The sequence below is a fragment of the Mesorhizobium sp. M1A.F.Ca.IN.020.06.1.1 genome, from assembly GCF_004023265.1.
Lineage (GTDB): Bacteria > Pseudomonadota > Alphaproteobacteria > Rhizobiales > Rhizobiaceae > Mesorhizobium.
In genome coordinates this window covers 1-1,598 of record NZ_RZSR01001165.1, presented here as the reverse complement: position 1 = coordinate 1,598, position 1,598 = coordinate 1, and the positions used below count along the sequence as shown (strand labels likewise).

The following is a 1,598-nucleotide window of genomic DNA, read 5'->3' as shown; positions in this document are numbered from 1 at the left end:
CTCGGCTCGATCAGCCGCACCAGCGCGCGGCCGAGCGTCGACTTGCCGGAACCGGATTCGCCGACGATGCCGGTCACCGATCCCTTGGGCAGGTCGAAGTCCAGTCCTTTGAGGATCTCGGCCAGTGGCGCCCGGCCGATCAGCGGCTTGCGCGTCATGTCGGGCAGCGCCACCTTCAGCCCGCGGACGGAAAACAGTGGCTCAGCCATGGCTTGGCCTCCACGCCCTGTCGGCGCCCGCGATCTCGTCCGCGAGCCCGGCCAGCACGGTTTCGTTCACCGGCTTCAGCGATGCGTAGGGATCGGTATAGCGCGGCGTCGCCGCGATCAGCGCCCGCGTGTAGGGGTGCTGCGGCGATGCGAAGAGGTCAGCGGTCGCGGCTTCTTCGACCACCTTGCCGGCATAGAGCACCGACACTTTCTGGCTGATCTTGGCGACGACACCGAGATCGTGCGTGACGAACAGAAGCGCCGTGCCGTGGTTGCGCTGCAATTGCGCGATGAGGCGCAGGATCTGCTTCTGCACGGTCACGTCCAGCGCCGTCGTCGGCTCGTCGGCGACCATCAGCCTGGGCTCGGCGGCGAAGGCGGCCGCGATCAGCACGCGCTGGCGCATGCCGCCGGAGAGCTCGTGCGGATAGCATTTCAGAACACGTTCGGGCTCGCGGATCTGCACCTCGTCGAGCAACTGCCGGATACGCTTGTCTGCCTTCTCGCCGCTCCAGCCGAGGATGCGCACCAGCCGGTCGGTCATCTGCGGGCCGATGCGGCGCGACGGGTTGAGCGCGGTGAGCGGGTCCTGTGGGATCAGCGCGGTACGCGCGCCGATCAGCGTCCGCCGCGCCTTCGCATCGAGGCGGCCGAGATCCTCGCCCTCGATCAGCATCTCGCCCTCGACGATGCGCACGCTCTTCGGCAGCACGCCGAGCACCGCCTTGCCGATCATCGTCTTGCCGGCGCCGCTCTCGCCGACCAGCGCGCGGACTTCGCCCGGCTGCACGGTGAGCGACACCGAGCGCAGCACGCGCTGGCCGTTGGGCAGCACGGCGCTCAAGGAGCGGATTTCGAGGCATGGTTCCATATTGGCGCTCATCGCAGCACCGGATCGAATCGCGCCTTCAATCCTTCGCCGAACTGGCTGAAGGACAGCACGGTGAGGATCAATGTGATCAGCGGGAACACCAGCACCCACCAGGCCTGGTGGATCGACAGCCGGCCTTCGGCGATGATGCCGCCCCAGGTCGGATCGTCGGTCGAGATCGACAGATTGACGAAGGAGAGGATCGCCTCGACAATGACGGCGATGCCCATCTCAAGCGACAAGAGCGCCACCACTGACGGCAGCACATTGGGCAGGACTTCGCGCAGCATGATGCCGATGCGGCCATAGCCGGCGATGTGCGCGCTCTCGACATAGTCCATGCGCGCCTGACCCATCGCCTCGGCGCGGATCACGCGGCAGAACCGCGTCCAGTCGATGACGGCGATGGCGATGATGACGGAGCTCAAGCCGGTGCCCAGCACCGCGACCAGAAGGATCGCGAACAGCACCGGCGGGAAGGCCATCCAGACATCGACGATGCGCGAGATGACGCGGTC

General features: G+C 66.9%; 3 protein-coding genes. All 3 read right to left on the bottom strand.

Translation table 11 applies throughout. The features are described 5' to 3' along the window. The coding region (locus EOA60_RS32090) for an ATP-binding cassette domain-containing protein (protein ID WP_128312562.1) at positions 1 to 209 on the bottom strand (209 nt) is incomplete at its 3' end. After that, positions 202 to 1,092: an ABC transporter ATP-binding protein gene (locus EOA60_RS32085; RefSeq protein WP_095824266.1), complete on the bottom strand. Its 891-nt coding sequence runs from the start codon at positions 1,090 to 1,092 to the stop codon at positions 202 to 204. The genes EOA60_RS32085 and EOA60_RS32090, both read right to left, overlap by 8 nt. Continuing rightward, a partial coding sequence (locus tag EOA60_RS32080; RefSeq protein ID WP_164899740.1) for an ABC transporter permease occupies positions 1,089 to 1,598 on the bottom strand: 510 nt, incomplete at its 5' end. The genes EOA60_RS32085 and EOA60_RS32080, both read right to left, overlap by 4 nt.